This is a genomic window from Pseudarthrobacter sp. 10T415, assembly GCF_056394175.1.
This window is the reverse complement of record NZ_JBFTHJ010000003.1, coordinates 218,991-241,249: the sequence shown is the minus strand read 5'-3', so window position 1 is coordinate 241,249 and position 22,259 is coordinate 218,991. Positions and strand designations below refer to the sequence as shown.

The 22,259-nt window shown below is 62.8% G+C and carries 21 protein-coding genes; 10 read left to right on the top strand and 11 right to left on the bottom strand.

Annotated features, from left to right (window positions below; translation table 11 throughout):
- Nucleotides 1-22: 22 nt before the first annotated feature.
- Nucleotides 23-1,006, bottom strand: coding sequence for a glycosyltransferase (locus AC1DBN_RS06795; RefSeq protein ID WP_477722847.1), 984 nt, complete (start codon nucleotides 1,004-1,006; stop codon nucleotides 23-25).
- Nucleotides 1,007-1,395: 389 nt separating this feature from the next.
- Between AC1DBN_RS06795 and AC1DBN_RS06790 the strand changes: the two genes are divergently transcribed.
- The 5 genes from AC1DBN_RS06790 to AC1DBN_RS06770 all read left to right on the top strand — a co-directional run bounded on the left by AC1DBN_RS06790 (nucleotide 1,396) and on the right by AC1DBN_RS06770 (nucleotide 7,669).
- Nucleotides 1,396-2,856, top strand: coding sequence for a tyrosine-protein kinase domain-containing protein (locus AC1DBN_RS06790; protein WP_477722924.1), 1,461 nt, complete (start codon nucleotides 1,396-1,398; stop codon nucleotides 2,854-2,856).
- A gap of 92 nt (nucleotides 2,857-2,948) precedes the next feature.
- Entirely contained in the window at nucleotides 2,949-4,385 is a 1,437-nt protein-coding gene (locus AC1DBN_RS06785) for a sugar transferase (RefSeq protein ID WP_477722846.1), read from the top strand.
- A gap of 53 nt (nucleotides 4,386-4,438) precedes the next feature.
- Nucleotides 4,439-6,283 (top strand): DUF4012 domain-containing protein, encoded by a 1,845-nt coding sequence (locus AC1DBN_RS06780; protein WP_477722845.1) that lies wholly within the window; start codon nucleotides 4,439-4,441, stop codon nucleotides 6,281-6,283.
- 169 nt (nucleotides 6,284-6,452) lie between these two features.
- The gene (locus AC1DBN_RS06775; protein WP_477722844.1) at nucleotides 6,453-7,046 is read left to right on the top strand and encodes an LPXTG cell wall anchor domain-containing protein; all 594 of its coding nucleotides are present in this window, start codon (nucleotides 6,453-6,455) and stop codon (nucleotides 7,044-7,046) included.
- 215 nt (nucleotides 7,047-7,261) lie between these two features.
- A complete protein-coding gene (locus AC1DBN_RS06770) occupies nucleotides 7,262-7,669 on the top strand; it encodes a VanZ family protein (protein ID WP_477722843.1) in 408 nt (135 codons plus the stop codon).
- Between the two features lie 9 nt (nucleotides 7,670-7,678).
- Here the strand turns inward: AC1DBN_RS06770 and galU are convergent, their stop codons facing one another.
- The gene (gene galU / locus AC1DBN_RS06765; protein WP_477722923.1) at nucleotides 7,679-8,569 is read right to left on the bottom strand and encodes a UTP--glucose-1-phosphate uridylyltransferase GalU; all 891 of its coding nucleotides are present in this window, start codon (nucleotides 8,567-8,569) and stop codon (nucleotides 7,679-7,681) included.
- A 446-nt stretch (nucleotides 8,570-9,015) separates the two neighbouring features.
- Nucleotides 9,016-9,429 carry an Hpt domain-containing protein gene (locus AC1DBN_RS06760; protein WP_477722842.1) on the bottom strand — a complete coding sequence of 138 codons (414 nt, stop codon included), beginning with the start codon at nucleotides 9,427-9,429 and terminating at the stop codon, nucleotides 9,016-9,018.
- Nucleotides 9,430-9,647: 218 nt separating this feature from the next.
- Here AC1DBN_RS06760 and AC1DBN_RS06755 point away from each other — a divergent pair, with 218 nt between their 5' ends.
- The gene (locus AC1DBN_RS06755; protein ID WP_477722841.1) at nucleotides 9,648-10,889 is read left to right on the top strand and encodes a glycoside hydrolase family 26 protein; all 1,242 of its coding nucleotides are present in this window, start codon (nucleotides 9,648-9,650) and stop codon (nucleotides 10,887-10,889) included.
- A gap of 65 nt (nucleotides 10,890-10,954) precedes the next feature.
- Here the strand turns inward: AC1DBN_RS06755 and AC1DBN_RS06750 are convergent, their stop codons facing one another.
- The 8 genes from AC1DBN_RS06750 to paaA form a co-directional block, all read right to left on the bottom strand.
- Nucleotides 10,955-11,104 carry an LPXTG cell wall anchor domain-containing protein gene (locus AC1DBN_RS06750; protein WP_477722840.1) on the bottom strand — a complete coding sequence of 50 codons (150 nt, stop codon included), beginning with the start codon at nucleotides 11,102-11,104 and terminating at the stop codon, nucleotides 10,955-10,957.
- Between the two features lie 14 nt (nucleotides 11,105-11,118).
- Complete coding sequence (locus tag AC1DBN_RS06745) at nucleotides 11,119-12,339, bottom strand: glycosyltransferase family 2 protein (protein WP_477722839.1); 1,221 nt, start codon at nucleotides 12,337-12,339, stop codon at nucleotides 11,119-11,121.
- Between the two features lie 234 nt (nucleotides 12,340-12,573).
- Nucleotides 12,574-13,356 (bottom strand): enoyl-CoA hydratase/isomerase family protein, encoded by a 783-nt coding sequence (locus AC1DBN_RS06740; RefSeq protein WP_477722838.1) that lies wholly within the window; start codon nucleotides 13,354-13,356, stop codon nucleotides 12,574-12,576.
- A 29-nt stretch (nucleotides 13,357-13,385) separates the two neighbouring features.
- Nucleotides 13,386-14,624, bottom strand: a complete 1,239-nt coding sequence (gene paaE / locus AC1DBN_RS06735; protein WP_477722837.1) for a 1,2-phenylacetyl-CoA epoxidase subunit PaaE — start codon at nucleotides 14,622-14,624, stop codon at nucleotides 13,386-13,388.
- 9 nt (nucleotides 14,625-14,633) lie between these two features.
- Nucleotides 14,634-15,155 carry a 1,2-phenylacetyl-CoA epoxidase subunit PaaD gene (gene paaD, locus AC1DBN_RS06730; protein WP_477722922.1) on the bottom strand — a complete coding sequence of 174 codons (522 nt, stop codon included), beginning with the start codon at nucleotides 15,153-15,155 and terminating at the stop codon, nucleotides 14,634-14,636.
- Between the two features lie 2 nt (nucleotides 15,156-15,157).
- On the bottom strand, nucleotides 15,158-16,093 hold the full coding sequence (gene paaC, locus AC1DBN_RS06725; protein WP_477722836.1) for a 1,2-phenylacetyl-CoA epoxidase subunit PaaC: 936 nt from the start codon (nucleotides 16,091-16,093) through the stop codon (nucleotides 15,158-15,160).
- A complete protein-coding gene (gene paaB / locus AC1DBN_RS06720) occupies nucleotides 16,090-16,470 on the bottom strand; it encodes a 1,2-phenylacetyl-CoA epoxidase subunit PaaB (protein ID WP_477722835.1) in 381 nt (126 codons plus the stop codon). Before paaB ends, paaC begins: the two co-directional genes overlap by 4 nt.
- The gene (gene paaA / locus AC1DBN_RS06715; RefSeq protein ID WP_477722834.1) at nucleotides 16,467-17,486 is read right to left on the bottom strand and encodes a 1,2-phenylacetyl-CoA epoxidase subunit PaaA; all 1,020 of its coding nucleotides are present in this window, start codon (nucleotides 17,484-17,486) and stop codon (nucleotides 16,467-16,469) included. The genes paaB and paaA overlap by 4 nt, the downstream gene beginning before the upstream one ends.
- 357 nt (nucleotides 17,487-17,843) lie before the next feature.
- Here paaA and AC1DBN_RS06710 point away from each other — a divergent pair, with 357 nt between their 5' ends.
- The 4 genes from AC1DBN_RS06710 to AC1DBN_RS06695 all read left to right on the top strand — a co-directional run bounded on the left by AC1DBN_RS06710 (nucleotide 17,844) and on the right by AC1DBN_RS06695 (nucleotide 22,259).
- Nucleotides 17,844-19,136, top strand: a complete 1,293-nt coding sequence (locus tag AC1DBN_RS06710; protein WP_477722833.1) for an RNA polymerase factor sigma-54 — start codon at nucleotides 17,844-17,846, stop codon at nucleotides 19,134-19,136.
- Between the two features lie 214 nt (nucleotides 19,137-19,350).
- Nucleotides 19,351-20,055: a hypothetical protein gene (locus tag AC1DBN_RS06705; protein ID WP_477722832.1), complete on the top strand. Its 705-nt coding sequence runs from the start codon at nucleotides 19,351-19,353 to the stop codon at nucleotides 20,053-20,055.
- A gap of 48 nt (nucleotides 20,056-20,103) precedes the next feature.
- Nucleotides 20,104-20,889, top strand: a complete 786-nt coding sequence (locus AC1DBN_RS06700) for a hypothetical protein (RefSeq protein ID WP_091722546.1) — start codon at nucleotides 20,104-20,106, stop codon at nucleotides 20,887-20,889.
- Nucleotides 20,890-20,933: 44 nt separating this feature from the next.
- Nucleotides 20,934-22,259: a hypothetical protein gene (locus tag AC1DBN_RS06695; protein ID WP_477722831.1), complete on the top strand. Its 1,326-nt coding sequence runs from the start codon at nucleotides 20,934-20,936 to the stop codon at nucleotides 22,257-22,259.

Sequence of the window (22,259 nt, the reverse complement as noted above, 5' to 3'; positions counted from 1 at the left end):
GGTTTATGTAACTTCTCTGTCATTACCCGGCCGTCGACCTTCGTGCACGGGCAGTCCTGCCTACAACCTCGCTACTTGCTAACAGTGCGCTGACCGCAAGTTTGCTCAGAAAACGGTCGACGGGACCGCGACTGAAGTTCTTCAGATAGTAGATATGCAGCGCGTCGTAAAACGCCTTGTTTGACTTGGAGCTTCGCGGCCAACCACTCGATACTCCCTTGATGTGAATAGAGGGCTCGCAGTCAGCCATGGCCACAACATAGCCTTCTTCGGCCGCATCTTTACAAAGTTGAAGATCTTCTCCGTACATCCAATATGACAAGTCAAAAATCGGACCTCGTGCGCTCCTAAAGTTAGGGCTAACCAGCATGAGGGCGCCCGTCGTCGCCTCAATTTCTGTATATGCCGTCTCAGATATCTGAGAACGCATCGGTGACTTAATGTCTTCCAGAGTGGCACCGTTATATCGCACCGATTTGGGGAGTAATTTGCCTAGGATCGCGTACAGAATTGACGGACCAAGTTTCGGCAAAGTCCGCACACAGGAAGGATCCATGGAGCCGTCAGTCATCAAGAGTGGGGCTGTTGCAATGCCAACGTTGCTGTTATTGCGGAGGATTCTAAGAAGAAGGTCGATAGTACCTTGAGCGAGAATCGCATCGGGGTTGAGACAGAGTGTAGGCAGACTCTGATCCTCAAGCTTTCGGGACCCCCCAAAAACTCCCCCACTGAACCCCACATTTGAGGCTTCAACGATCTTCAGTGGCAGCCCGGGGTTCTCCGTCTGCCAGCCCTTGGCTAGTCCGACCGTAGAGTCAGAACTTCCGTTGTCGTGTATGACGACCTCAGCGATTTGCTTTACCTCGACCAACAGGCTGTCGAGAAGCTGTATTACAGTCTCGCTGTTGTTGTAAGTTACGCAAACCACATTGACCTGCAGCCAGGATTCTCTTGGCAATGATGGCACGGGGACAGAGATTGGACGTGCCGAATCAGATTGCTTCATGGTGTGAAATTTCCCCCAGTGGATAACCCGCAAAATCATATTTGAACTATTCACGCTCGTAAAACGGCCTCCCCTAATCTGCATGAACAGGGAAGCCCAGGCCGACCCTCGGGCAGCGCGCACGCTCAATCCCGTCGAGCGTATTGCCAGCTCGGTATGACAACAGCGACTGGGTGAATCGTCCTCGATAGATGGTAACCCGAGGACGACTGGCGGCACCGCGTCTGGGCCTGCAATGTGACCCGGAACGTGTCATGCTGCTGACAGTTGGTTTCCTTTCCATCCCAGCGGGTAGCATACGACTACGAGCCTTGGGCGGGGAGCCTCGTGTCCGAACCTCTCTGCCATGGCCATGATCACATTACTGAGAGGTCACGACAGTGGAGCTTATGGACTACGTTCGGATTCTACGTAGGCATTGGCTTATTGTCGTCGCCGGCGCCTTGTTGGGGGTAATTGCCGGTGGCGCCATATCGCTGGCTATTACCCGTACTTACACGGCAAGCACTCAGYTCTTCGTAGCGATTCAGAACACCGGCACGATCACAGAACTCCAGCAGGGCAATTCGTTCGGCCAGGCTCGCGTCCAGTCATACATACGAACGGCTAAGACCCCTGCTGTTCTTCAGCCAACTATAGATAGTCTCGGACTGGATGTTCTTCCCAGCGACCTTGCGGAGCGCATCAAGGCGACGGCGGACCTCAACACCGTGCTGATAACCATTTCCGCCAGCGATTCGTCGCCGGCCACTGCTGCGGCGATCGCCCAGGCAGTCGGTGAAAGCCTCATACAAGTTGTTGACCGGCTCGAAAGTCCGACCAACGGACAGCCGTCTCCTGTGCGGTTGTCCGTGCTAACTCCAGCCGTCGCTCCGGTGGAACCCTCGGCGCCCGACACCAAGATGAACATCGCCATTGGCTTATTGGCAGGTCTTGCGCTTGGTCTTGGTATCGCAGTGCTCAGGTCAGCTCTGGACGTTAAAGTTCGTGGCGAGGCCGACGTCAAGAAGATCACTAATAGTGCAATATTGGGCGGAATTTCGTTCGATGAAGATGCGGCCAGAAAACCGTTGCTGACTCAGACGCCACCGCTTAGCCCTCGCGCCGAATCGTTTCGCCAGCTCCGGACAAATCTCCAGTTTTCTCATGTCAGCCATTCCTCAAAAACTGTCCTCATTACCTCATCCCTGCCAGGTGAAGGCAAAAGCACGACAGCGATTAACCTTGCCATTGCCCTTGCTCAGAGCGGGCAGACTGTTGCCCTTATCGATGCGGACCTGAGGCGACCCATGGTCGGAGAATATCTAGGGCTAGAACGTAATGCTGGCCTAACCACTGCCCTTGTCGGAAGTACTCCCCTCGAGGATCTCCTTCGTCCATGGGGCGAGGATCAACTATTTGTTCTCACTTCGGGTCAGATCCCGCCCAACCCCAGCGAACTATTGGGTTCCGAAGCCATGAAGCAGATAATCAAGCGGCTGGAAAACGACTTCGACGCTGTGATCATTGATGCGCCGCCTCTGCTGCCTGTCACGGACGCGGCAGTGCTTTCACAGTTGGTGGGCGGCGTCGTCCTAGTGGTGGGAAGCCAGCAGGTCAAGACTAACGACGTAGAAAAGTCCTTGGCAGCCCTCGAGATGGTGAAGGCCGAAGTTCTTGGGATCGTCCTAAATCTTGTGCCAGGCCGAGGTCCGGATGCATACGACTACTACAGTTATGAAACCAAACCGTCTTTGAGCAAGAAAAAGCAATCCTCCGCTTACAAGCGTGGAGCGAGCTCTGAATCGGCGAACCAATCAGAGTTTGATCAGATCCTGTTCCCGGACAACGATGCCAGCCGTCGTCGCTAAGGAAATTGAGTTACTAACATCAAGCGCCGAGCGGCGCATAGTTTTTCGGGTTCGAAGTCTGTATTTCGGGCTTGTACTTAGAAGGGCCTCCCTTGAAGCAGAAAGCTGATTGGCGCGCAAAATTTAGAAAACGCCTAACAATTCTTGATTTGTTCACGGTTGCATGGGCCACCAGCGGTGCCTATGTTGTGCGATTCCAGTTGGGAACTGAGGGCACTGCCGAACGCGATGCAGTTACCTACGCAGTCTTGACCGTCCTACTAACACTAGCTTGGTGGACATTCTTGGGGATCTGGGGAAGTCGTGATGCGAAAATTCTCGGCGACGGTGCAGAGGAGTATAAACGCGTTTTCACCGCATCTCTATGGTTATTTGGTATTGTTGCTATTCTTTCGTATCTGACCCAATTCGAAACAGCCAGAGGATACGTGGGCCTGGCACTTCCCGTGGGCCTTCTCTCCCTGTTTTTCGCACGATGGACCCTCCGGCAGTTCCTCCGCGTCGAGCGTTCGCAAGGATCTAGCACCTCGCGAGTCATGGTTCTAGGCGGCCCTCACGCCGCTGGCCACCTAATTCGTTCATTCATGCAGCACCCGCAGGCCGGCTATCAGCCCGTAGCCGCATACCTGGCAGGATATGAGGGGGCGGAGCTGGAGAAGGATCTGCAACCGCCGGTTGTCGGATACTCAAAGAACGTCCGTTCTATCTTGGAGAGCATCGACGGATGTGATGCTGACACTGTTGCAATTTCATCCGGGGCTCAGCTCAGTCCACAACAGCTGCGGGAGCTCGGGTGGGAGTTGGCTTCTCGCGGGACTGGGTTGATTCTGGCGCCTGCGCTGACCGATGTCGCCGGACCCCGCATTCATACTCAACCTGTTGCAGGCCTCCCACTCATTCACGTCTCAACCCCGAAGCTCACCGGGGGTAAGCGCCTTGCCAAACGTGTTTTTGATGTTTCAGTAGCGGGTCTCCTTATTCTGGCGAGTTCACCGCTACTTCTCTTGGTTGCCGCCCTGGTCAAGACGACAAGTTCTGGGCCTATCTTCTATACCCAAAGTCGGATTGGAAAAGGCGGAACTCCGTTCCAGATGATCAAATTCCGATCCATGCGAACCAATGCTGATGCCGAACTCCATTCTTTACTGGATGCGCAGGGAACTTCAGGACAACCCCTGTTCAAAGTGGATAATGACCCTAGAGTCACGTCAATAGGTAAAGTTTTGCGTAAGTACTCGATCGATGAGCTGCCGCAACTTTTCAACGTTCTAACCGGCACGATGAGCCTTGTCGGCCCACGCCCGCAACGAGAAGCCGAGGTCGCCCTTTATGACGATGCGGCACACAGACGTCTGTTTGTCAGCCCGGGCATGAGCGGTCTGTGGCAGGTTAGCGGGCGTTCATCCTTGACCTGGGAGCAATCGATCCGAATAGACCTCTATTATGTCGAGAACTGGTCATTGACCCAGGACATTGTGATCTTACTCAAGACATTTAAGGCTGTTTTCGGTGGTCACGGCGCGCACTGATCCTTGATCTGAATCATTCCTAGAATTAGCTCTCCACGAAAGATAGTGATGACATGCCGAAGTCCTTCGGAGCGCAAAAAGGCAAATCGGAAAACAAGAACACTCTGATGCGAAACTGCCTGCTGTTCTTGGGCTTTACGCTCGCAGCATGTGTTCTCGTAGGTGGCTGGCTATTCAGTCGCGGGATCATTATCAAGTCCTCCCTCGAAGAAGTCCGGAGTTCAATACCTTCGATAAAGGCGCAACTCATTGAAGGAGGCGCTGTAAGGGATGAAGACGGCATACGAAATCTTACCGAGGCCGTCAGTAAAGCTAAGAACGCTGCCGATGACCCTTTGTGGAATGCGGCATCGTCCGTCCCGTTCGTTGGTCGAAACTTCTCTGCAGTCACCGAGGGTGTGACGTCATTTCATGATGTAGTGACAGGCGCAGCAGTGCCGCTCCTCGTCGATCCAGAAATCACAAAGCTGGGCAACCTCATCATTTCCGATGGGGCCGTGAACACGAATCTCATCGAGGCAGGAGCGCCGAAACTTCGAGCCGCCGCTAATGTCGTTAAGTTGTCCCACGAGCGCATTGTCAAGATCAACACTGCAAGACTCCTAACGGAGGTGGCGCAACCTCTAGAGGAAGCCAGAGCTGAGTTGGCTTCTGCTAGGCAGATCTTGGAGACCGCTGCAGACGTCTCAACAGTGGTGCCACCCATGCTCGGCAGTCAGGAGCCACGTCGCTACCTACTCCTGGTCCAGAACAATGCCGAATCCCGCGCCTCCGGTGGTATTCCTGGAGCACTCGCTGTCTTGTCGTTGAATGAAGGCCATTTCTCCCTGTCGGATCAAATCAGCGCGAGTGAGTTCGGAACCCTAAGTCCTAGCCTGGGTGTCGACCCAGCCCAACAAGCCATCTTTTCAAGCAGGCTAGGAAAATTCATTCAAGACGTGAATCTCACCCCGGACTTTCCGACTGCAGCTGAAACCGCACAGGAGATGTGGGAAAGAAAGACGGGTCAAAAGGTGAACGGAGTGATTTCCGTAGACCCTCTAGCCCTCGGCTACATACTCGAAGGGACGGGTCCAGTAAAGGTCACTTCTCCCGAACTATCGGCATCTGAGGCTGCCGGGTTGCCAACTGAGCTGAGTGCTCAGAACATCGTCCGGACGCTGCTGTCCGACGTCTACGCCAAAATTGACGAACCTCGCATTCAAGACGCCTATTTCGCAGGCGTTGCTCAAGAAGTCTTTGCTGCCGTGACTAGCGGGCGCAGCGATCCTAAGAAGTTGCTTTCCGGCATAGCAAGAGGAACGTCCGAAGGCCGAGTTTCTGTGTGGTCAGCGCAGAGCGGTGAACAGTCGATCATCAATAAGTACAACGTAAGCGGCGCCATTGCAGGGCCGAGTATCGCTCCGGCACAGTTTGGGGTGTATTTCAATGACGGTACTGGGGCGAAGATGGATTACTACGTGAAGCGGACAGTGCAGATCGTCAAAAGATGTCCGAAAGACGGCTACGAGCAGACAACGATCCGCATCAGCAGCACGAACGCGGCGCCATCGGACGCTGCCAAGTCGTTGCCGTCCTATGTCACGGGCGGAGGTAACTTTGGAGTACCAGCGGGGTCTGTTCAAACCAACATCGTGGCTTACGGTCCTGTCCAGGCCAATGTGGAAATGGCGATGGTTGATGGTCAAAAGACCCAGTTCGCCCCCTACGTCCATAGCAGCCGCCCGGTTGGTGTGGTGTCGGTTCGGCTTGCCCCAGGTGAAAGCCGTGCCGTTGAGTTCACCTTCGGCAAGATCGTGCAGCACACAGAGCCCAACGTTGTTGTAACGCCGACTGTCCAGCTTTCGAAGGACGTTCTGCTCCCTGTGGAGCAAGCGACGTGCGCTCGCGAAGAGTGACTGCCGCGTTAACACTATGTAAACCGAATTGATTGAGCTTGGTCTGTGACGGGTTGAGATGATAAATTTTGTTCGGGATATCTATCCGTAGTTCTGCACTAGGTCTCGTGTGGAGGGGATTCTCCCCAAATCGGGTATCAAAAACTTAAACGTCTCCGGGGGGACACACATGAAGAAAACACTCGCAGCACTCGCGCTTGCAGGTTCGATCGCACTCGTCGGTTCGGCGCCCGCGATGGCCGGAAATTACCCTGCGCTTCCGCCGGCAGCCGCCGTCTCCGACGGAACTGTCGCACCGGGAGAAACCTTTACGTTTACTGGTCAGGGCTTCCTCGCCGGTGAAACCGTGACCATCACGGTCACGCTTGTTACCAGCGGTGCAACAAACGCTGGTGGTACTGCGGTTTCGGCCAAGATTCCTGTATTCCAGGCTCCGCAGACGCTCACCGCAATTGCGGACGAGCAGGGCAAGATTTCTGTCCCGTTGACTCTCAATGAAGCTGGCACGTACTCCATCACCGCGACGGGCAACACGTCGGGTGTCACCGTTGGTCCTGTGACGGTGGTCGTTGCTGCTTCCCTGGCCAACACTGGCGGAAACGCTGGCGGTGCCCCGTTGGCCAACACGGGCTCCGGCCTGGCAAGCACCGGTGCTGACTCCGGTCTGATCCTCTGGACCTTGGTAGGCGCTGGGGCATTGGCTGCGGGCGCAACCTCGGTAGTAGTGGTTCGCCGTCGCGCCAAGACAGAAGCTGCTGCATAAGCGCACTGCTTTCTAGCGCCAACGAAGGTGGGTGCTCCCCGGAAATGGAGGAGCACCCACCTTTTGCTTGTGTTCTATCAACTTGACCTTAGGCAGACATGGCGCAGTGCACCATGGGACGGCAGCGTTTTCGCCACATGCAATTCCACGAACTCTTTGAGGCCCGTTTGAGGTTGCTCAGCTGCGCCAGGCTTTGGCGGCTTATCCTCCTTGCCATGGCAGTACCCCTGGCCTTCATCGCTTTCTGGCCTACTCCTGTTGACCAGCTCGTCTCCGGGCAACTCGCAGCTGTCTTGGAGTTTCTCCATAACCAAGGCGTTCCTGGGTGGTTCAACTACAACTTCATTGAAGCATCCGCCAACTTAGCGCTCTTCTCGCCAGTGGGATTTGCTAGCGCTCTTGCATTTCCGGGAAGGCGGATCTGGAGTATCGCAGTGCTTGGGTTGCTGATTTCTGTCAGCATCGAGATTGGACAGCTCTTGTTTCTAGACGGCCGCTTTGCGAGCCTGTTGGACATCATGATGAATACTTCAGGAGCTGTCATAGGTGCCGTAATTGCATCTCAGACCACGAAAAGAGGGAGGTCCGGCGCCTTGCGACGAGGGACCTCCCCCTGGGAGTAAAACGAAGAACTACGCCACGAAGCCCTTCAACCAAGTCTTTAGATCCTCGCCGAACTCCACCCGTTCGGAAGCGAGCGTAATTACAGCTTTGAGGTAGCTAAGCTTGTCCCCGGTATCGAAGCGGCGGCCCTTGAACACCACCCCGTACACCCCCGAGCCTTCGCCCTCGCTGGTGGCCAGTGTCTGCAGAGCATCCGTCAGTTGGATTTCATTACCGCGGCCTGGCACCGTGTTTTCTAAGACACTGAACACAGACGGGTGCAGCACGTAACGCCCAATCACCGCTAGGTTCGATGGGGCGTCCTCCACGGCGGGCTTCTCCACCAGGCTGTTAACGCGAACGTAATCTTCGCCCTCGATAGTCGTGATGTCCGCACAGCCATAAGCGCTGATCTGAGACGGGTCAACTTCGATCAGTGCGATTACGGAACCGCCTGTTTTCCGCTGCACCTCGATCATCGTGCTCAACAGGTCCTCTGCTTCGTCGATGAGATCGTCACCTAGCAGGACGGCAAAAGGCTCATTCCCTACGTGCTGCTTGCCGCACAGCACCGCGTGGCCTAGCCCCTTGGCCTCCCCTTGGCGGACGTAGTGAATAGGGCCGAGCTCGGAGGCCGCCTGAATCGATGCCAGTCGGTCCTTATCGCCTTTTTGTTCAAGCAGTCGCTCCAAGCCCGGTGCGCGATCGAAGTGGTCCTCAAGGGCGCGCTTGCTGCGGCCCGTGATCATCAGAACGTCGTCGAGCCCTGATTTAATGGCTTCTTCCACGACATACTGGATAGCCGGTCGGTCAACGACCGGAAGCATTTCCTTCGGCATTGCCTTAGTGGCGGGCAGGAAGCGAGTTCCCAGTCCGGCAGCAGGAATGACGGCTTTTGTTACAGCTCTCCCCATAGTCATAGCTGCACCGTAACAAATTTGATGGACCGGCAGGCAATTGATTTTGGATTTCAACTTCTGATGACGCTGAGACATAGACAGGATCAATCAACGGCCGTGGACCGTCGGCTGCGGCTTCTCCTAGAACGCTCAGAACTACCTCGGCGAAGTCATCGGTGTCGAACAGACACGACAGCTCCTCGTTCTCCTCCTCTATGGACGCCAACAGACCGAAGCGGACTATGACCTACCGGCCCCACCTACCCTTTAACAGGGATGCCATGGCAGCCTTCACTACCGATCGACTCGGCTCGGCGAATTGTCTGACAGCGCGAACGAAAACCAGCAGCAAATTTACCTACAGCGGGCAGACCGGTGTCCGCTTCCTCTGAGGGCACATGGAATTCTTCCGCATCATCTTCCGAAGGTGCCCCAGCTTCATTGGTATGACAAGCCGAGCGCGTCTCCTAGAGGTTTCGCGCGACACTCTCGCCGAGAACCCGCCCTGTATGCGCCGCCAACACAGCTATGTCCTCGAACATCTCGAACAGATGCAGCCATTCAGTCGTCACCTGTTCCGGCCGGGCCAACTCGCCGAGAAACCCTTGCAGCTGCAGCGCAAGGCCAGCGAGCCGTTCGGCGCCTACCATCTGGCAGGAAATTTTGAGGCTGAGGACGGCGTCCATCGAAACCTCGTAGTCGGCATGGGCCAGCCCGCCCCGCAGCTTCTCAATCCTGCGGGGCAAGTGGGCCAGGAAGTTGCTGAGGAACAAACTCCAGCCCTCGTCGTCGTCGAGCTCGCTGCGCAACCGCTCCAGGACAGCCGGGTCCAGAACGCAGATGCCCGGGCCAGCAGACCCGTTGACGCAGTCCCCGCTCATGAACCACTCCTTCCTGTGTTGGTGCTGGTGAATGTCGCAGCAGGACATTGTCTCGCCGCTGGATGCTGCATCTTCCGGTCCTTGCTAAGTTTTTGGGCAGGATTAACGCAAGATCCGATCAATATGAGCGCAACGCCTTTACGATCAGCGTGTGCTATCCGGCACGTATGGACCGTCAGCAAGCGTTGCTGCCAAAACGATTCTGGGGATCGATCACCGTGTTCAATACCTTCAAGAAACCCCTTGCGGCAGTGGCCGCCGCCCTCGGCCTGGCCCTTGCACTCACCGTGGTGCAGCCCGCCGCAGCGCAGGCCGCCGCGGGCCAAATTTCCTTGAGCCCCGCCACCGGTCCGGCCGGCTCCTCCATTACAGTGACCGGGAGCGGCTTCAAAGCCTCCGCCACCGGAACCGTGATCATCGGATCCACCACGTTCCCCCTGAAAACCACGGCGGCCGGCGCATTCAGTGCAGCCGCCACCATCCCGGCAACCGCCACGGGCAAAGTCACGGTGACAGCCAAGACGTCCTCCGTGCAGGGCTCCGCCGCGTTCACAGTGACGGTCCCCGCACCCACGCCGCCGGCAGTACCGGCGGTCAGCACCGCAAAGCTCCGTTTCGGAACTGCCACCAACGGCGGACCGCTGGCCACCGCTGAACTCGACGAGGTGGCTTCCCTGGCCGGCGAAGCACCGTCCAGCGTGTTGTTCTACAAGGACTTCCTCCAGCCCGCCCCCATCACCGAAATGAACGCCGTCCGTGCGCGCGGCGCCGTGCCGCTGGTGACCTGGGAGCCGTGGGCCTGGGGTGGTGGCGTCAGCCAGCCGGCTTACAGCCTGGACAGGATCGCCGCCGGCGACTTCGACGCGCACATCGCCCAATGGGGGCAGGCACTTGCCGCGTGGGGTTACCCGGTCCAGCTGCGCTTCGCCCACGAAATGAACGGCGACTGGTACCCCTGGGCTGAAAGCATCAACGGCAATCAGCCCGGCGACTACGCCCAGGCCTGGCGGCACGTCCACGACGTCGTCGAGGCCCAGGGAGCCACCAACGTGTCTTGGGTATGGAGCCCCAACGTCCCCTACTGGGGATCCACCAGCCTCGCTGGGCTCTACCCGGGCGCCGGCTACGTGGACATCGTGGCTCTGGATGGCTACAACTGGGGCACGTCCGCGTCCTGGAGCGGCTGGGTCTCCCCGCAGGACCTGTTCGCACCCGGCATCGCCGAGCTTCGGGCCCTGGCTCCGGGCCTCCCCATCCTGATCGCCGAAACCGCGTCCAGCGAAGCCGGCGGAGACAAGGCCGCCTGGAACACGCAGCTGATCTCCTACCTGGCCGCTCAGCCGGACGTCATGGGGTTCGTCTGGTTCCACATTCAAAAAGAAGCTGACTGGAGGATCAACAGCAGCGCCGCGTCTGCAACAGCGTTCAAGAACGCACTGCTGGCACGCCGCACCTCCTGACGGATTGCCCGGGGTGCAGGCTGCCGGCCCGGCCGGTGCTTCCGGCCGGGCCGGCAGCCTGTGCATCAGGGCCTGGCTTTGCTGTTCTTGCGCAGCAGCGAGAGCATAGCCACCCCGATGAGCATGACGCCCAGGGCGGTGAGCAACGAGGAGCCAACGTTCAGGCCCGTGTAGGCCAGGGCGGCTGCTCCGGTGGCGGGGACTGCGGTGGTCATTCCATACATGGTTACTAGATATCCTCTGCTGTGTATTGGGCTTCCCAGCGGTCGATTCGCCGCCGGGTGATCTTGGTTTTCAGGACTGCGCACCAGGAGGCAAGGAACCAGCCTGAGCGCAGCCACATGAACAGTTCCTGGGGGAAGAAGGTGGCGGCCAGCAGGACGTCCTTCCAGTCACGGTGCGGGATCCGCAGGGCCCGTTTGATGTCCAGCGCGATGAACAGCACCGGCACCAGCCACCAGAACAGGATGAACTTGAAGACGCCCAGGGCGAGCGACAGGACCATCACGGCAATCCAGAGGGCCTTCAGGAACACGCCCAGCAAACCCATGGCCTGCTGGCCCCAGTCGCGCAGGGTCAGCCTGTTGATGCCGAGGTCCAGCAGGTCCTCCACGGTGCCCACCTGCCACTTCATCCGCTGGCCCCACAGCGCCTTGATGGTCTTCATCGAGTCCGTGTAGGCGCGGACGTCCGGGGAGACCTGGCAGATGTAGCCCAGTTCCCGGATGCGGTACGTCAGCTCGAAATCCTCCACCTGCGAGGTGTAGACCCAGGGGCCTTCGCGGTCATCCCGGGCGGCGATCTCCCGCAGGACGGCATTGTTGATGGCGCAGCCTGTTCCCGCCAGGACGCTCGTTTCCCGGCGCCGGAGCGCGGTGTCCGTCCAGGTGGCGAACTCAGCTTTCTGCAGCCGGCTCAGGAAACCGGGGTCCTGCATGGTGAATTTCGACGACGACCCGCCCAGCCGTGCCGACCGGCGCCCGGCGAATTCCCGTTCCCAGGCCTCGAGGGCGTTGGGCGGCAGCACCGTGTCAGCGTCCAGGCAGACCAGCACATCGGCGTCGTACGCGTACTGCGCCCACGCCCGGTTCAATGCCTCGGACTTGCGGTGCTCCAGCCGCGGCAGCTCCATGACGGTGACCGGATACTTCCGGGCCTCCTCCGCGGTGCCATCGGTGCACCCGTTGGGCACCACCAGGACCAGGTCCGCGGGGCGGGACTGCAGCATCAAGCCGTCCAGGGTGGCCCCGATGGAAGCGGCCTCGTTGTAGGCCGGGACCAGGACCACGACCCGCAGGAGCCCCTGGTGGGTGGGAGTACCGCGTGCCTCGCCGGGAGCCAGGATAGGTTCCCGGCTGGCGTCATTGCCGGAAATACCGGAGGTGTCTGTTGGGGCTGGGAGCAGGGCTGACTGCATGGAGGTCTCCTCGAATGTTGTGAGGCCCCCCATTGGGCCGCACCTTCATTCTTCAAACCGCTTCTCAGCTTTTGCCCCGCCGTACAGTCAAGGTTGCGCCAAGTTCTCCTCTGTTTCTTGAGCTTTCAACCAGCCTCTGACCTGCGGAAACATTCCCGAAGCCCAATTCTGTTGCCTGAATCACTCTTCCGCCCGCCATCCAGTCGGGCATGAAAATGGCCCCGCGGGAGCTACCCGCGAGGCCGTTCTTCAGCAGTTGCTGCTCAATCACCGGCCGGTGAACGTCGGCTCCCGCTTCTCCTGGAACGCCAGGAAGCCCTCCGCGTAGTCGTCGGTCTTGCAGAGGCGGGCCTGCTCTTCGTTTTCCTCCTGCATGGACGCCCACACCCCCAGCCGCTGGTCGCGGATGTGCGCCACCAGCTCCTTGGACGCCACGAAAGCGCCCGTTGCCCCGGTGGCCACCCGCTCCACAATTGCCCGCGTGGACTCCAACAAAGAATCAGCAGGCATGGCGCGGCTGAACATTCCCTGCGCCACCGCCTCCGCGCCGGAGATCAGGTCCGCGGTGTAGATCAGGTCCAACGTCCGGTGCATCCCCAGCCGCTCCGTGAAGTACCAGTGCCCGCCCGAATCCAGCGTGGCGCCCAGCTTGGCGAACGGCGAACCAAACTTCGCGTTCTCCGCCACGTACACCACGTCCGTGGCCAGCAGCAGGCCCAGCCCCACCCCCAGGCAGGCACCCTGTGAGGCGGCAAACGTCGGCGCCGGGAACGCGGCCATCTTCTTCAGCAGCGGCTCCACCAGCCCGCCCAGGTACGCGGCGGCGTCGTCGCTCTCCGGCGTGACCCCCGCGATGTCCCGGCCCGCGCAGAAGGCGCGGCCCTCTCCCCGCAGCAGCAGCGCCCGTACCTCACCGCGCGAGGCGGCGGCAGCAGCGTCGTCGTACGCCTGGGTTAAATCCCGCAGCGCCTGCTCGTCCAGTGAGTTCAGCTTGTGCGGGGCGTTGAGGACAACCTCGGCGGTGCCGTTGCTGATGGAAAGGGAAATCATGGAACTCCTCCGTTGAAGCTGCAAATTACCTACACGTCGAAGTCGACGGTGACTTCCTTGCTGGTGGGGTGGCTCTGGCAGGTCAGCACGTAGCCCCTGTCCAGCTCATCCTGCTCCAGGGCGTAGTTCTCGTCCATGGTCACGGTGCCGGTAACCACCTTGGCCCGGCACGTGCCGCACACTCCCCCGGCACACGCGAACGGCACATCCGGCCGCACCCGCAGCGCCGCGTTCAGGATCGATTCGCGCGCATGCGTGGGGCTGGCCACGTCACCCTGCAGGCCGTCCAGCTTGAACGTGATCTTGTACGTCTCCTGGCTCTCGTCCACGATGACGGGACGGCCGGCATGCCCCTCCGGGCGGTCCGGCTTGCCGGACGTGAACAGCTCGAACCGGACGTTCTCCGGCTTCACGCCGCGCTCGGCCAGGGTGTCCCGGCACAGCTGCACCAGCTCGAACGGCCCGCACAGGAACCACTCGTCCACATCGTCCGCGTGGATGGCGGTGCCCAGCAGCGCCTGGAGTTTCTCGGCGTCGATCCTTCCGGAGAGCAGCGGCGCGATCCGCTGCTCACGGCTCAGCACGTGGTGGATGGCCAGCCGCTGCGGGTACTTGTCCTTCAGGTCCGCCAGCTCCTCCAGGAACATCACGTCCATGGCGGCCTTGTTGGCGTAGATCAGGTCGAACCGGGTCTCCGGGTTGGCGGCCAGCAGCGTCCGGGCGATCGCGATCACCGGGGTGATGCCGGAGCCCGCGGCGATGGCCACGAAGCTGCCCGCCTCCCCCGCCAGCTCGGTTGCCATGTCCTGCGGACGGTTCATGGAGTTCATGACGTTCTGTTCCACGGCCACCCCGTCGCGGCCGTGCTTGGACACGAACGCTCCCATGGGGCTCATCACGTCCAGCGTGTCCCCGGCCTTCAGCTCGGCGTTGGCCCACGTGGAGAACAGCCCGCCCAGGTCCTTCTTCACGGCCACCCGGATCTCGCTGCTGCCATCCTCGAAGCTGCGCGGCTCCGCGCAGATGGAGTAGCTGCGGCGCACCTCGTGCGGCTCGCCGTCGGCGTCCGGCAGCGTGGTGCGCAGGGCCACGTACTGGCCGGGCAGGTAGTCGAACTTGCCGGCGAGCTCCGCGGGCACGTGGAAGGAGACCTCGATGGCGTCCTCGGTGAGCCGGCGCACCTCCTTCACCGCAAGGGTGTGGAAGGACGGACGACGGCGGCCGGTGGCCTGCGCCTCCTCGGCGGCGGTCTGGCGGACAACAGTCATGGCGGTTCCTTAGAGGACTTTGAAGTAGTCGAACGGTTCCTTGCAGTCCTGGCACACATACAGCGCCTTGCAGGACGTGGAACCGAAGCGGGTGAGTTCCTTAGTGTGCAGGCTGGAGCACTGCGGGCACTTCACGGCCATCTGCAGCCGGATGGGCCCCGCATGCCGCGCCGCATCGCTCTTGCCGGTGGGCGGGGCGATGCCGTACTCCCGCAGCTTGGCCTTGCCGGCCTCGGTCATCCAGTCGGTGGTCCAGGCCGGGGCGAGCACCAGGTCCACCCTGACGTCCGCGTAGCCTTCCTTGGCGAACGCGGTTTTCACGTCGTCCCGGATGGCGTCCATGGCCGGGCAGCCCGAGTACGTGGGCGTGATGGTGACGGTGGTGCGGCCACCGGCCACCTGCACGTCCCTAAGGATGCCCAGGTCCTCGATGGTGAGCACGGGGATCTCCGGATCGCACACCGTGGCGGCGATGTCCCACGCCTTTTGGCGCGGCGTCGCGGTCCGGGTCTCGAAGTCCGAAATGTACACGGTCACCAGCTCGCCCCGGGATGCTCCCGCGCCAGGACCTGCATCTCCGCGAGGAGGTAGCCCAGGTGCTCCGAGTGCAGGCCCTCGCGGCCGCCGCCGGGGGCCGCCGGAACGTCCGGCACCTCCAGCTCAGCTTCCTGGAGGACTTCGCCGGTGAGGCGGTCAAAGTCTTCCCTGAGCGAGGAAGGCGCGACGGCGGCGCCCGCCTCCGCGAGGCTGGCCGTCAGACGATCGTCGCGGAACAGTTCGGCAACGTACGGCCACATGGTGCGGAGGCCGTGGATCATCCTCTTGCGGGATTCCTCGGTGCCGCCGGCCAGGCGCAGCACCCACTGGGCGCTGTGGTCGCGGTGGTAATCCACTTCCTTGACCGCCTTGGCGGCGATGGCTGCCAGGGTGGCGTCCGTGGATTGGGTGAGGCGGCGGTACAGCTCGAACTGGTAGTAGCTCACCACGAACTGCCGGGCGATGGTGGCCGCGAAGTCCCCGTTGGGCTGCTCGAACAGCTGCACGGAGCGGAACTCGTGCTCGCGGCGGAAGTAGGCGAGGTCATCCTCGGTCTGCGGCGTGCCGTCTTCCTTGGGGATGCCGGCACCGGCGTAGGTGAGGAAGCTGCGGGCGTGGCCCAGCTGGTCCAGGGCGATGTTGCCCAGGGCGATGTCCTCTTCCAGTTCCGGGGCGCGGGAGATCCAGTGGCCCAGGCGCTGCGCCAGGATCAGGGCGTCGTCACCGATGCGCAGGGCGTACTCCGCCACGTCCTCGGTGGGCTTGGCCAGGCCGGTCTTGACCTCCAGGGCAATGTCCTCCGGGCGGAGGGCGTTGCCGGGGGTGATGCGGGTGGCGGAGGCGTTGCTTTCACCACCGACCATTGTCGCGGCCACGCCGGTGGAGATGTCGCCGTGGCCCGTGGTTTCGGTGTTCGTTGGGGGCGTGCTCACAGGTACTTCACCCCTTCGCTCTTGGTGTAGTACGTGGCGTGCCGGTAGTCCTTGCCCTGCGGGGACTCGAAGAAGCTGCCCTTGGAGTCCGGATCACTGGCGGCGATGGCGTCGGCCGGGACAACCCAGATGGAGACGCCCTCGTTGCGGCGGGTGTAGAGGTCGCGTGCGTTGCGGAGGGCCATGGCGGCGTCCGGGGCGTGCAGGGATCCGGCGTGCACGTGGCTCAGGCCGCGGCTGGACCGGACGAAGACCTCCCAGAGGCCCCAGGCGGAGCGGTCGTGGTGCTCGTTGGGTGCCGGGCTGACCTTGGGGGCTTCGCGGTTGATTTCTGCGGCGCCGCTTGCGGGGGCTTCCGGGTTGCCGTGGGGGCTCATGCTGCGTATTCCTTCTGCATCTTTGCTGACTGTTTTGCTGCGTAAGCGGCCGCTGCCTCGCGGACCCAGGCGCCGTCGTCGTGCGCTTCCCGCCTGCGTTCCAACCGCTGTGCGTTGCAGGGACCGCGGCCGGCGAGCACTTCCTGGAACTCGTTCCAGTCCAGCGGGCCGTGCTCCCACTTTTTGGTGTCCTCGTTGAAGCGGACCTGGTCATCCGGGAGGGTGAGGCCCAGGACCCGGACCTGCTCCACCATCATGCCCACGAAGCGGCTGCGGAGCTCGTCATTGCTGAACCGCTTGATGTTCCAGGCCATGGACTGCTTGGAATTGGGCGAATCGTCATCCGGCGGGCCGAACATCATCAGCGCCGGGGCGTACCAGCGGTTCACGGCGTCCTGCGCCATCTGCTTCTGCGCTGCCGTTCCGTTGGAAAGCTCAAGGAGGATCTCGAAGCCCTGGCGCTGGTGGAAGGACTCTTCCTTGCAGACGCGCACCATGGCGCGGCCGTAGGGGCCGTAGGAGGCGCGGCAGAGCGGGACCTGGTTGCAGATGGCTGCGCCGTCCACCAGCCAGCCGATGGCGCCCATGTCCGCCCAGGTGCGGGCCGGGTAATTGAAGATGCTGGAGTAGCGGGCCTTGCCGGCGATGAGGTCGTCCATCATCTTGTCCCGGCTCTGGCCCAGGGTCTCGGCGGCGCTGTAGAGGTAGAGCCCGTGGCCGGCCTCGTCCTGGACCTTGGCCATGAGGATGGACTTGCGCTTCAGGCTGGGGGCCCGTGAGATCCAGTTGGCCTCCGGCTGCATGCCGATGATCTCCGAGTGGGCGTGCTGGGATACCTGGCGCAGCAGCGTCTTGCGGTAGGCGGCCGGCATCCAGTCCTTGGGCTCAATGCGTGAATCTTCGGCGATGACGCGGTCGAAGTGGGCCTGGCCGGCTGCGTCCGCTTCTTGCTGGGCCGCCAGGGCCTGTTCAGTTGTGGACTCAGCGGGCACTGACTGCAGGTTCTGCGCTGCCATGGTTGCTCCTATGCAATGACCTTCCGGGACGGCGCGGATTTATTTACCGACCGTTCGTTCAGGATATGCGGAAGCGTTTGGGGCCGTCAAGCGTGCCGCCCCTTTTCGACGCGCGCTCACTTGTGGCGGCTCCCCCGCCGACGCGCGCTCACTTGTGGCAGCTCCCCCGCCGACGCGCGCTCACTCGTGGCGGCTCCCCCAACTGGGTAGCAGTAGATGTCGTTTTGGGGGCTCAGCGTAACGCTGCAGTAACGGCCGTCGTGGCAAATGGAGACCAACCAACCTGAAACCAGTGAGCGCGCGTCCCCTGGGAAGACACCAAAAGTGAGCGCGCGTTTGAGGGGGTACTGAAGGGCCATGGCGAGCGGAGTGGCGGGTCAGAGCCTGCAGCTGCAGACCGGGCTGCACGCTGAACTTCGGGCGCTGCCCGGGCTTCTAAACGCCATGGGCATGCTGGCCCTGACCCACGACGAGGTCACGCAGGCCACAGAACGCGCGCTCGCCGAGAACCCCGTCCTGGAGCGCGCTGACGGCCACCCCTGCCCCGGCTGCGGCCGGCACGTCGCCTCCGGAACCTGCCCCCGCTGCACGGGGCGGGCCACCGCTGCCCAGTTCCCCGGCGGCATGGAACCGGCCTATGACCCCTTCACGACGCTTGAAGCCGACGCCGGAACGGAAGTCCGGTCCGACTGCCGCCACGCGCTCACCCTGGTCATCGCGCACCTGACCCCCCGCGGGCTCCTCGACGCCGGACCGGAAGCGATCGCCGCAGCTGAAAACCTGGAGCCCGGGCACGTCCACGAAGCCGTCCGCGCCATCAAGGCCGTGGGCCCGCCCGGCATCGCCGCCACCAGCATCACCAATTTACTGGCCGCCCAGGCTGACGCGCTCGCGGAGCAGGGCCACGTCCCGCCCTGGCTCCCCCGCCTGGTTCGCGGGCACCTCGGCGACCTGGCCGCGGGAAGCACTGCCGTCGTCGTACGCGCCATGGGACTGACCGAGGCCCAGGTCCGGGAGGGCCTGGCGCTCATCAAGGACCGGCTGAAGCCGTTCGTTTCCGCGGAAACTGCGTCCGTTGCAGAAACGGCTCCAACCGCGGACGTGTTCCTGTACCGCAGGCCCGATGGATCGCTGGAGGTGGAGGTGCCGGCGAGCGCCTGGTTCGGGCTGCAGGTGGCGGACCTCTCCGCCGGCCTGCGCGGGGCGTCAGGCACCACCGAAGCGGCGCAATGGCTCACAGAGCATGAACTTGCGGCGCAGCGGCTCCTCTACCAGATCGACCGCCGCGCCGGCGCCCTCCTCCGCATCACCGAATGCGCTGTGACGCACCAGAAGGACTTCCTGGACCGCGGCACCGGGCGCCACAAACCCTTGACGCGGACCGCCGTCGCGCAGGAACTCGGGCTGCACCCGTCCACGGTGAGCCGGGCGGTCAGCGGCAAGCGGCTCCGGCTGCCCACCGGCTCTGTCACGGATCTCGCCTGCCTGTTCGGCAAGGGCCTGGCTGCGCGGGCTGCCTTGCGGGAATCAATCACGACGGCGGGTCCCGCCTCGGACGAGCAGCTCCGGGAGATGCTGGCGCGCGGCGGGTTCAGCGTCGCCCGGCGGACCGTGAACAAGTACCGTCACACGCTGCAGCAGGGCGCCTGAGCGCAACTTCGCTGCACCAGCCCCACGCGAATCTATTTTCGCCGCGGCGAACCCCCGTTCGGCCCCGCGCTTGTCAGCGCCCGGAAACCCGGCCCCGGAGACCGCAACCCAAGCCCCCAAAGGGTTGGCACGAATTGTGCAGTAAGAGGGTATGCGGTGTTCCGCGGTGGCGCCTCCAACGGCGGCGCCTGCAAGCTCCGGAAAGGAAATACTCATGCACGACATCGATAGGGCACTGTTCGAGGGCCAGGACGAAGGCACCTGGGGCGAGGTGATGGAACAGGAGTCCGGCTACTCCTACGAGGACGAGTCACCGTTCCAGGGCGAAGACGCCGGCGAGGCCGGGAGCCTGTGGGGAGAGGCGGACAGCCGCGAAGCCGACGAGCTCGCCCTCGCCGCGGAACTGCTCGAAGTCAGCGACGAGGACGAACTGGACCAGTTCCTCGGCGACCTGGCCAAGAAGGCCTTCTCCGCCGCCCGCGACTTCGCCGGCAGCGCCGCGGGACAGGCCGTGGGCAACGTGCTCAAGTCCGCCGCAGGGAAGGCCCTGCCCCAGCTGGGTCAGGCGGTGGGCAACTACTTCGTCCCCGGCGCCGGCGGCCAGGCCGGACGACAGGTGGGCAAGTGGCTGGGCAGCAAGTTCGAATCCGGCCTGCAGCTGGAGGGCCTCTCCGCCGAGGACCGCGACCTGGAAACCGCGCGCGCCTTCGTCCGCTTCGCCACCGACACCGCGCAGCGGACCGCCGCCACCCCCAAGAGTGTGCCCGCCGTCCAGGCAGCACAGCAGGCAGCCACCGCCGCGGCCCGGCAACACCTCCCCGGCCTCCTCAAACGCCCCGGCCAGCCCGGCCAGTCCGGACGTTCCGGCGGCCGGTGGATCCGCCGCGGCCGCAACATCGTCATCCTCAACGCACGCTAACCCGGCACAACCCACCCCCGAGCACCACCCAACCCAAAGGACATTGCCATGAGCACCTACTACGAGACCGAGTCCGCCAGCCCCTGGGCGCAGGAAGAAGAGGACGAAGGCGGCTTCAGCGGCTACGAAGGCGAATCGGACCACGAGGGGAACCTCGAAACCGAACTGGCCATGGAGCTCCTCAGCGTCAGCTCCGAGGAGGAACTGGACCAGTTCCTGGGCAGCCTGGCCCGCAGCGTGGTCCGGGGCGCCTCCAAGTTCATCAAGTCCCCCATCGGCAGAGCACTGGGTGGCGCGCTCAAATCGGTGGCAAAGACGGCGCTGCCCATCGTGGGAGGCGCCATCGGCTCCTTCGTGGCTCCCGGCGTCGGGACAGCCATCGGCAGCAAGCTCGGCTCCATGGCCGGCGGCCTGCTCGAAGCCGACGAAGCCGAGTCCATGGACGAATCCGAGGCCGAGGAAGAAGCCGCCCGCCGCTACGTCCGGTTCGCCCGGGCCGCCTACCGCAACGCCGCGCGGACCCCCGTCTCGGTCCCGCCCAACGCGGCCGCCCGCGCCGCAGCCACCGCAGCCGCCCGCCGCTACGCCCCATCCCTGCTGCGCGCCCGCCAGGCCGCCCGGCGCGGATCCAGCGGTTCCGGCGGCTACCGCGGCGGCACCCGGATCTACAACAACCAGTACTCCGGAGCCACCTGGGGCGCCCCGGACGAGGGCTGGGACAGCGGCCAGCAGAACGGAAATTCCGACGCCGGCCAGGGCGGCGGCCAGGACGGCGGCGCGGATGAGGGCCGCTGGATCCGCCGCAACGGGCGCGTCATCCTGCTGGGTCTCTGACCGGCGGAGCGGACACGGCAGACGGCTGACGGCAGGCGATCGAGGTGGACACCAACAGCATCGGCACGGCGCTGATCGAGAGTGAAGCGACCGGCCTGATGTCGCGGCTGGACCAGATCAAGCCTTTCGTCATGCACGAAACAATGGTCCTCGCCGCCGCCCTCCCCCGCGACGCCCAGCTGCTGATCGAACGGTTCCTGCACACCGGACGCCACGAACTGCGTGTCCAGATCGGGGACTTCCTCGACTGGCTGCACAGCGACGGGCGGACCGCCACCCCCGCCGAACAGCAGCGCCGTTTCGTCCTCATCCGCCTCCAGTTCAACGTGGTCCTGTCCCAGTTCGACATGTTCACCGAGGTGGTCACCCAGCGCAGCGAACACTCCACGGGGGTCTGGCTTTCCGGGCTGGACATCCTCGCCCAGGATGCGCTGCGGCTGGGACGGTACGACGACGGCGACGCACGGCTGGTGGTGTACCTCGCCCGGGGCGCGGGTGCTGCGATCCGGCGCGCCAAGACCCGGCTGCCCGGCGGCAAGCCCAACCCGGTGGGCATCATCCGGCTACCCCGGGAGCGGATGGTGGGCAGCGGGATCGCGTCCTCCCTGGCGCACGAGGTAGGCCACCAGGGGGCCGCGCAGCTGGACCTGGTCACTTCACTTCGGGCCGAGCTGGACCGGCGGGCAGCGCAGGACCCGGACGGCGGCTGGGACGTGTGGTCCCTCTGGATCAGCGAAATCGTGGCGGACATGTGGTCCGTGGCCACGGTGGGTATCACCTCCACGGTGGGCCTCCTGGCGGTGGTCAGCCTTCCCCGCTATTTCGTGTTCCGCCCCGGCGGCACCGACCCCCACCCGATGCCATACCTGCGGGTGCTGATCTCCGCGGCACTGGGCAACGCCCTCTACCCACATCCGCAGTGGCGGGAGCTGGCGGCGGTGTGGCGGGCGATGTACCCGGTGGCCGGCCTCCCGGACCACCACCTCGCCTGGATCAGGAAACGCGAGTCCCATATCGGCAACCTGGTGGAGGTCCTCATGAACCACCCTGTGGCCTTGGCCGGCGGCCGGAAGCTGGGCACCATCTGGCCCGTCCGCCAGCGGCAGCCCGGCCGGCTGCTGAGCCTGCACGAAGCCTGGGGCAACGATTTCGGCATCATGGCCCGGCAACGGCCCGCCCTGGTGTTCGCCGTGCTGGGCCAGGCGAAGGCCGCCGGCCGGATCACCGCCGGGGAGGAAAGCGCCCAGCTGTCATCCCTGCTCACCGCGTGGGCCGTGCGCAGCAGCCTGGACCTCATGGGCAGCCCGGCACCACCGGGCCTGCCCGCACCGCAGAACCCCACCACACCAGCACTAACAACAAGGAGATAG

What these genes read in the sequence shown, in the direction of transcription:
- AC1DBN_RS06740 (WP_477722838.1), bottom strand. Translation starts at nt 13,356, where the DNA reads ATGATTTCCCTTTCCATCAGCAACGGCACCGCCGAGGTTGTCCTCAAC.
- AC1DBN_RS06795 (WP_477722847.1), bottom strand. Translation starts at nt 1,006, where the DNA reads ATGAAGCAATCTGATTCGGCACGTCCAATCTCTGTCCCCGTGCCATCA.
- AC1DBN_RS06710 (WP_477722833.1), top strand. Translation starts at nt 17,844, where the DNA reads ATGGCGAGCGGAGTGGCGGGTCAGAGCCTGCAGCTGCAGACCGGGCTG.
- AC1DBN_RS06705 (WP_477722832.1), top strand. Translation starts at nt 19,351, where the DNA reads ATGCACGACATCGATAGGGCACTGTTCGAGGGCCAGGACGAAGGCACC.
- paaA (WP_477722834.1), bottom strand. Translation starts at nt 17,486, where the DNA reads ATGGCAGCGCAGAACCTGCAGTCAGTGCCCGCTGAGTCCACAACTGAA.
- AC1DBN_RS06775 (WP_477722844.1), top strand. Translation starts at nt 6,453, where the DNA reads ATGAAGAAAACACTCGCAGCACTCGCGCTTGCAGGTTCGATCGCACTC.
- paaB (WP_477722835.1), bottom strand. Translation starts at nt 16,470, where the DNA reads ATGAGCCCCCACGGCAACCCGGAAGCCCCCGCAAGCGGCGCCGCAGAA.
- AC1DBN_RS06750 (WP_477722840.1), bottom strand. Translation starts at nt 11,104, where the DNA reads ATGACCACCGCAGTCCCCGCCACCGGAGCAGCCGCCCTGGCCTACACG.
- paaE (WP_477722837.1), bottom strand. Translation starts at nt 14,624, where the DNA reads ATGACTGTTGTCCGCCAGACCGCCGCCGAGGAGGCGCAGGCCACCGGC.
- AC1DBN_RS06770 (WP_477722843.1), top strand. Translation starts at nt 7,262, where the DNA reads ATGGCAGTACCCCTGGCCTTCATCGCTTTCTGGCCTACTCCTGTTGAC.
- AC1DBN_RS06780 (WP_477722845.1), top strand. Translation starts at nt 4,439, where the DNA reads ATGCCGAAGTCCTTCGGAGCGCAAAAAGGCAAATCGGAAAACAAGAAC.
- AC1DBN_RS06700 (WP_091722546.1), top strand. Translation starts at nt 20,104, where the DNA reads ATGAGCACCTACTACGAGACCGAGTCCGCCAGCCCCTGGGCGCAGGAA.
- AC1DBN_RS06760 (WP_477722842.1), bottom strand. Translation starts at nt 9,429, where the DNA reads ATGAGCGGGGACTGCGTCAACGGGTCTGCTGGCCCGGGCATCTGCGTT.
- AC1DBN_RS06745 (WP_477722839.1), bottom strand. Translation starts at nt 12,339, where the DNA reads ATGGGGGGCCTCACAACATTCGAGGAGACCTCCATGCAGTCAGCCCTG.
- galU (WP_477722923.1), bottom strand. Translation starts at nt 8,569, where the DNA reads ATGACTATGGGGAGAGCTGTAACAAAAGCCGTCATTCCTGCTGCCGGA.